The organism is Legionella longbeachae (assembly GCF_004283175.1).
GTDB lineage: Bacteria > Pseudomonadota > Gammaproteobacteria > Legionellales > Legionellaceae > Legionella > Legionella longbeachae.
This window is the reverse complement of record NZ_RXNW01000021.1, coordinates 51,332-59,244: the sequence shown is the minus strand read 5'-3', so window position 1 is coordinate 59,244 and position 7,913 is coordinate 51,332. Positions and strand designations below refer to the sequence as shown.

Here is a 7,913-nt window from a genome sequence, read left to right as displayed (position 1 = left end):
TAGCCAGGTTGGGTGGTTGGACTGATTCCAAAAGGACTGGAAAAGCAGCTTGGTCTACTATCTGGAAAGGATGGTTCCGTTTACAAGAGCGAGTTGAAGGACTTTGGATAGCTACCGAGTTGATGAAGATGTGATCAAGAGACAGCCCATTTCCGGGGGGCACTAATCAAGAACACAAAACTTTAATTCTTAACCTATAATTTTCAAAATTTCTAAATCCATAAGCACGTCGTTGAATGAGCTTCATCTTCCGATGAAACCCTTCCGTAATGCCATTGTTTTTAGTAAATCGCCACATTCTAACCACTTCTTCCCGCCATTGATATAATGTTTTACCTAGAGTCTTTAGTGAGTCGAAAGGACTTTCCTTAAGGCCGGCAACGAGTTTAAGAAAGAGCGGTATTAAACGCGTACACTGCTTTGCGGTGCGATGCTTTTTCATTAGTAACCGATGAAGGCGCTGTTTAAATTGATAAATAGCTGCAATAGCAGGTTGCTGTTGCAAATAGTGTTCTCTTTTATTTAAACGTTTCATCGTTAAATTAGCTTCATTAGTTTTTAATGCTGCTAATAAACCACGCTGATGCTTCATTTGAGGGGCAATCTGTTGATAGGTCTGTAAACACATCTGATTCAATAAACGTATTACATGAAACCTGTCGGCAACAATTTTTGCATTAGGAAAATAGCGTTTGATTAAGGAGCGATAACTACTACTTAAATCAATACAGACTACCAATACCCTTTCTCTTCCTTCTAATGTATTGAGATAGCTCTCCAGGTCTTTCGCTGAACGACCTGCAACCACATCAAATATCTTATGCTTCGCTAAATCACAAAAAGTAGTCGCGTAGCCTACTTTTCTATTAAATGAATGTTCGTCTAAACCCAAAACACGAGGGCAAGCACGATTCATTATTTTCTTATGACGAAGCGTGTAACCATAATGATACCATCGCTCTACGGTCGATTTGCCTAGCCGTAAATCACGTGCCAAGTCCTTCTGGCTCACCCCTTTGCTATGGTAGTGAAACACCTGTTTACGTAAACTCTCGCTCGCTCTTTGGTATTTACCTATCCCCGGGAAACGCTGATTAAAATAACGGTTACATAAGGAACAATAATACTTATGGGCTTTAATACATAAATAACTACGACGTAAACCAATAGATTCATGACGAATACGCCTTATAAAACTGTCCTTTTTACGAAGCTTCTTATTACCACAATGAATGCATCGTACAACTCTACGATAACTAACTTCTATTAAAACAGGGTTTTCTCCACTCACCTTTTTAATAGAATATCCCGGTAAATTTAGGATACAATCTTTCTTAGGCATTTTAATCTTCCTTTTGACTGCGAAATCAAAGAGTTAGTCTAGACTAACTTGATTAAAATGCCCCTTTATTTGGGGTGGATCCTCATTATTTCCAAAAGATTTAATATTAATGGCAGTTCGCTGGAAGCTCGCTTATCCACTGAGTTACCGAAATATTGAATTGTAAGTGACACCAAATCTCATGGACAGCAAGTCTCCGATTTGTCTTGTTGTTTAGTAGTCTTGCCAAAGATAAACCGCTTTAAATTGGATACAGTGATTTTATGCTCGATCAGTGCCCTCGGGATCCAAGAAGCCAGGTTAATACACCCAATGACAAACGGTTTTTTGCCCTCAGGTAGGTTTGATGAGCGCACCAATGCAACGATCTGCTCAACTTCTTCCTGTGATTTCTCAATGACAATGGGTAATTCTTTTGCTGGTGTCATTTAGCAACCCTGCTGCTCTTAAGAGCAGCAAGATTAGCTCTAGCAGTCGCAATAAAATCAATAGGTTGTGCTCAAAATAATGAATCAATGCTTTTTTGCTGCAAAGTCACAATGCTCCTAGCTGTGGATATCTTTGATTCATGCCATTTATATTTACTTCGAACCCTGTTAGGTTTTGTTTAATTTTGTTTAATTTTGTTTAATTTTGTTTAATTTTGTTTAATTGATCATGGAGTTTGGTCATTTTGATTTCCTATTTTTACTTCATTAATTAACGCGTTCGACATAAAAATATGTAATTTTTTATATCCAACTATTCCAATTAAGAGACTATGTCTTTTCCTCTTGAGTCGTTTTAATTGCTTCTTAGTTAATTTTACCGAGATAAAATTAGGGAAATCTGTTGTTAACGAATCAGATGTTGCAAGAGGTATGCACATTTTGCATAACCTCTTCGGGTTTTACTCAAATGCCGCATGTTTATTATCTAAAACGTCATAAAGTTATAGGCTTTATTTCCATCGTATATACCATTTGTTTGTTGAGTATATTTTCATGTAAAGATTCAATAGATCTTCAATTTTATGTGCCATCGGTTTAATGCTATCAATGGCCTTAATAGAAATTGATTGAAAGGGAAATGATTGGAGTTGTTGCAATTCTTTATGAACAATAATTAAATTTTCTTCATCTGTATTTTTTCTACTTATCTTAAGTGAGTTAAAGATGCCTTCTAGATAAATAAAAAAATCGCGAACAATTTTATCATCGATAAAATCTAATTGATCATTATTGCTTATGATATGATCAAATGATTTTGATATTTTATGCAGCAAATCAGGTATTCTCTTAGCATATTTATATCTCTTAGAAAGTAAGACCAAAGGCTCATATCTAACCTCTTTTGTATATGAATGAAGATCATTAATCTTTTTACTAATTTCATCTATACATTTTTTTAAATTATCTTTAAATGATTTTTGCATCAGTAATTCTATAAAGAGTGACATATCCTGATAAATGCCCGCTGATGTCTCTCGATACGAATTTAAAAATGTTTTGGGTAAGATCAGTAATTCACATGACACTGCAATCAAAATGCCAATGAATGTATCTATGAATCGATCCATCATGTATTGATCTATGGTCACACTTTCTGGCTTTAAAAAATAAAAAATATCCACTAATAAAAGTGTGAAAAAGAAAAGCCCTAGCGCATAATTTTTCTGTATAAATAAACAACCAAAAAATAAAAAAATTAAAGAAGTACTAGCAATTTGCCAAGTTGAAAATTCAGTGAACGTCACTAAAAAAATCCCAAGCACAATACCAAGCATCGTACCCAAAAGACGATTAATGGCTTTTTCAATACTTGCTCCTAATGATTGTTGTATAACAACCAAAGCTGAAAAGCATATCCATGCTGAATTATATAAGTGAAAATAGGAAGCGACTATGATAGCAACGGTAATAGCAATAGAGGCGCGAATTGCACGTACATAAATATAATAATTATTTATTTTATCTGCTGGTGTAACTGCAGTGATTGGTAAAATAGATATGAAAATGAGAGAGGATATGCTGGCAATAGATACACCTATTGATTGAAATTTAATATACGTCAACAAGCTATTAATATTGAAGATATTTTGTGAATAAAACGACCAAACTATTACTGAATAAACAGTTAAATAAGTACCAATCAGTGATGCGCCTTTGCGAAATCGTGGTATTGAGTAACAAATAAAAATAAATAAGGCTAGGAGAAGAATAGCGTATTTACTAGCAATAACGAATAGAAAAGCCAATACATTTATGATGAAAAATGTATAAATTGTGTGTTCAATACCGTATGAAATTTGTTCTAATTTTGTTTTACCTACTCGAGATAATGGAGCAAGTAGTCCGAGTGTCATCGCCCATGTGAATATAACTATATTGTTATCAAATGATAGCTTTGCTACAGATATACTGCTTAAGACCGTCAATATGACAAGCAATGCAGTAATATAGCCAACTCTATTTTCACGAACATTTAGATACGAAAATTTTAACATGGATTTCATTTTTTCCTATTTACTTTACATCTCAATCCGAACCTAAAAAATCAAAATAACGCATAGCTGCAGGAAAATTAATTACTACCACAGCGTTATCAAATTCCTCTATTTCTGATTTAATTGAACTAATAAATTCTTTCTTAATTTCTAATGTGCCATACAAAGTAGAATAGTAATATTGCTTTGCATAAAGGAGGCCTGAAATAGTCTTTAGTAATGCATGCCAACTGCGATCATGAAGTATCCATAATATAGGATTATTAGGGAATTCTTTATAGGAGTCTTGTAAATAATTTGTTCCAGATTCCAATAATGCAACCAATTTAATTTTAAGGGTATCAATATTTTTCTTAAATTGATCTAATCCTTCATGTACTTTTTTAGCGGTGAGCAAGCTTAGGATTTCATTTTCAATTTTTATTACTTCTGGATTTAAAGAAATTAAATCAACCTTTTCATTAAGTTGATGTTTTAAAAAAATTGCGGACTCAATGCAATCCTTCTGTATCTGCGTTTCTATTCTATTTTGACTGTAAATGGCGCAATAAGTTTCGCAAACTCCCAAGTATACACGATAAATACTCAGGGCATAAGCAAATTGACGCATAAAAACTTGGGCCATAGGTGTATATGGTTTTTCGGGTTTAAAAAGAAACAAGCCATCATCTTGATTTAATTCCAATGCTAGACCACTTTTTAAAACATAAAGATCGAAAGCGTCTATAAGGCTCGGGCTTTCTGTTTCTTTGGCAATTTTCTGGGCAGTTTCTACTAATATTGTCTCATCAACCAGGCAATTTTCCATTGCTTTCTGTACCATGTTGAAACTAAAAACGACTTCTTCTTTGGCAACTTCAGTAAGTTTTTGTGTCCGCCAAGTATTAAAGAAATAATCCTTTAATAATTTCTTTAATACATAGCGTTACGATAGTGTTCAAGACGTGCAAAAATTATTTGGGTTTGCGCGTTAATTTCCTGCTGATAAAGTTCCAGTTTTCCTTCCATAACGTTATTCCTTTATATTCCCTATTAATGCTTTAATTTTTACAGTTCGCCATGTTTATTGTCAAGGTGATTAACTTTTCCAAGAAGATGAATCTTAAAAATAGAAGACGGAATTGATATTCTAAATGGATTGTTTTTCAACAAATCTGCTATGTGTCTAAAGTCAAACAGGTTGTTTTCCAGGATTCGATTTGTAAAAAGAGAAAATAAATAGAAGCGTACACTCATCTTTCTAGTAATCAAGCAAGTTATACACAATTTCTGTGGATAAGCCTGTTTATATTCTGTCAAATTTCTTACTAATTAAATTAGCATTTAATATATGGGTAAGGCTCTCTTAGTGAAGAAAGCCTTACTCACAATCAATTTTGTTCTTAACTAACCCTGATTGCAAAAGGAACATATACATCTTGTTCATTAATCCGAAATTGCGCAAATAATTTAACAAAGCCAGTTTTTTTAAGCCCAATATGAAACATTAGCTCAGCGCCACCACGGTCGGATTCACTAGTAGGCTCTTTTCCCATAGGATGTATATGGAGGATCGATGAATGATCACCACTAAAACCAACTACATGAGCAAATGCTCCCATTACAGGTTCTAACTTCGTAAATGGTTTGCCATTTTTTGTAACAGTGATGGTTGCCATAACTTCCTGCCCAGCTTTAGGTTCGCCGTCTAGTTTTAATGTGAATTCATAAGGGTTCATTGTAGTGTTTAATACTACTTTTTCTTTAATTAAGGGGTTGAGAGGGGGAGAGCCTAAATCGGTCACCAGAAACTCCTGCGCGTCAGTTTGGAGGGGGGTAATATCAACCCACATTTGATAAGGGCCGGTGTTTTTAGGGGTAAAATTAAATACGAAATCTTGTTTCTTACTATCTATGACTGGATGAACATGATGATAATCACTAAGAGAGGGATCAATGATTAATACATGAATTTTCTTTGTATGTACTTCCTTTAATTCATCAAAAGTGAGGGCCTTATTATCTTTTAACAATTGAAACCTGATGGTGGCTGGCTTGTTGGCAAGAAGTATTTTGGGGGCTTGTTGAATAAAAATCTTAATGTTTGCGTTGCTCGCCTCGTTTTTAACAGGGTATTGGTGGGAATGAACGTGTTGCCCTTGAGCGTATGATAGGGTTGCAACAAATATAAGCCCTAAATTGAATAGAAAATAAAGATACCGCATGCACTTGCTCCTGGTAAGTTAACGAGTTAATTTAATGGATAAATATTGCCTTAAGGAAATAGTGTGGTGGCTTCAATACATATGCCACATTGCCAGCGCCATTCCAATCATCATTAAGTTTTCGGTGAGTGAAATAAATCCCAACGGAACATTGCTATCGCCTCCAACGCAGGCACATTTTAATTCGCGTTTCTCAATATATACAGCTTTAAATACAGAAATCGCACCTATTGTGCCAATAAACAAGGCAACCGGAATTGAAATCCAACTAAAGACTCCAGCAATCATTAGAAGCCCTGCTAATGCCTCCGCAAAAGGATAAATGTAGCTATAGGGCACCCATCGTTTGGCTAAGAGGTCATAATTCAGGAACATTGTTGAAAATCCTTCGACATTTTGAAGTTTTAAAAGCGCAAGAACGCTCATACTAAAGGAAATAAACCAACTTAAGGTCTTGGTTGTAAACACAGTTCCGGCAGATGAATAGCTTGTAGCAAGTGCCATAAGTGCAGTCACAGAAAAAAGAACAATGACTGGGCGATAACTTTTTTCCTTGGGATCTTGCACTTTTTTTCCAAAATAGCGGCGTAAATCGTCATAACCACCGATCCGCTTTCCATTGATAAATGTTTGCGGTGTAGTTTTCACGTTGTGTTCTTCTTTAAATGCATCAACCTGATCACGATTAGTTAGCCATTTATCTTCGATAATATAGCCTTGGCGTTGCAATAAATTTTTGGTTTTAAGACCATAAGGACATATATGATTTGGCATCACCATGCGATATAGGGTCGCTTTTTTAGCTGCTTTATTACTCATTTGAGTACTCCATTGATTCATAGCATATAAATAATATAAAGTATGTACTATAGTACGGAGTCAAGTAATGAATAATAAAACGATTGGCGAACTTGCTAAATTTTGTGGGGTGGGGGTAGAAACGATACGTTATTACCAACGACAAGGAATTCTTAATATTCCTCCGCTTGAAAAAGGGCAGGGCTCTGGAAGAGTGAGGCGCTATGGTGAACATGATATCCGACGGTTACAGTTTATTCTTTCAGCAAAAAAGGCTGGTTTTACTCTAAGGGAAGTAAAAGAATTATTGGATCTCGATGCAAAAAATGATCGCGAACGAGTTAGATGCATCGCTCAAAACCGTATAACAAAACTGGATAATCAAATTGCTGAACTTACGGAAGCTCGGGAATCTCTTTATCGATTAATAAAAGAGTGTAAAAAAGCTGCTTCGGAGCTATGCCCTATTTTAATTGCATTTGACGAAAAATAGGGTTTGGTTAGTAATCAGTTAAACAGTGGTTATCAGCAAATGTTATTTGCTGCAGCAGCCGAGTTTTACAGTGTTCTAATTGATGTTTTGTTTGACATAAGGTAATTATCTCATCTGACAATCGATTTACAAGTCGGCTCCAAATTGAAAAGGAACGAGCCTGCATACTATGAGTTATTATTTGAATAAAAGGTTTTCAGGTACTCTAAAAATAAAGAAGAAAAGTTCAAGTCAAGACTGTTTTTTTAATTTTTGTTTGTTTAGAATAGCTAGGCTTTAATTCTTATCAAATATCCAATTCTGTGGATATTTATTTAACTCAATAATTGACCCTCATTTTAAATTTTTTTCCATATCCTTGTTTTATATAGGTTTGTTGTTATTTCACATCAAATTTACGTCTCTAAGTTATGCACATTTTCTGTGGATAAGTCTGTTTATATGCTGTCAAATTACCTGAAATAATTGAAAAATAAAACGATGATCTTTTATTTTCCAATGTACCCAGATTATGAAAGGACAAATGGAAATAAAAAAAGGAGTTAGATGAATTAGCTTTATTTGACTAAAAATAATTCAAATTGCTGTGCG

The 7,913-nt window shown here is 34.6% G+C and carries 7 protein-coding genes; 1 reads left to right on the top strand and 6 read right to left on the bottom strand.

Features of this window, described 5'->3' with window-relative positions:
- Nucleotides 1–166: 166 nt before the first annotated feature.
- From EKG34_RS17050 to EKG34_RS17020, 6 genes are all read right to left on the bottom strand, one after another.
- Nucleotides 167–1,342, bottom strand: a complete 1,176-nt coding sequence (locus EKG34_RS17050) for an ISL3 family transposase (protein ID WP_003636405.1) — start codon at nt 1,340–1,342, stop codon at nt 167–169.
- Nucleotides 1,343–1,521: 179 nt separating this feature from the next.
- Nucleotides 1,522–1,770, bottom strand: a complete 249-nt coding sequence (locus EKG34_RS17045) for a hypothetical protein (protein ID WP_003636407.1) — start codon at nt 1,768–1,770, stop codon at nt 1,522–1,524.
- Between the two features lie 512 nt (nt 1,771–2,282).
- Entirely contained in the window at nt 2,283–3,827 is a 1,545-nt protein-coding gene (locus tag EKG34_RS17035; RefSeq protein WP_223800041.1) for an FUSC family protein, read from the bottom strand.
- A gap of 31 nt (nt 3,828–3,858) precedes the next feature.
- A complete protein-coding gene (locus EKG34_RS17030; protein WP_012979263.1) occupies nt 3,859–4,650 on the bottom strand; it encodes a hypothetical protein in 792 nt (263 codons plus the stop codon).
- A gap of 559 nt (nt 4,651–5,209) precedes the next feature.
- The gene (locus EKG34_RS17025) at nt 5,210–6,031 is read right to left on the bottom strand and encodes a hypothetical protein (protein WP_003636416.1); all 822 of its coding nucleotides are present in this window, start codon (nt 6,029–6,031) and stop codon (nt 5,210–5,212) included.
- 72 nt (nt 6,032–6,103) lie between these two features.
- Nucleotides 6,104–6,850, bottom strand: coding sequence for a MauE/DoxX family redox-associated membrane protein (locus EKG34_RS17020; RefSeq protein WP_003636418.1), 747 nt, complete (start codon nt 6,848–6,850; stop codon nt 6,104–6,106).
- Between the two features lie 67 nt (nt 6,851–6,917).
- Between EKG34_RS17020 and EKG34_RS17015 the strand changes: the two genes are divergently transcribed.
- Nucleotides 6,918–7,322, top strand: a complete 405-nt coding sequence (locus tag EKG34_RS17015) for a MerR family transcriptional regulator (RefSeq protein WP_003636419.1) — start codon at nt 6,918–6,920, stop codon at nt 7,320–7,322.
- Nucleotides 7,323–7,913 lie beyond the last annotated feature (591 nt).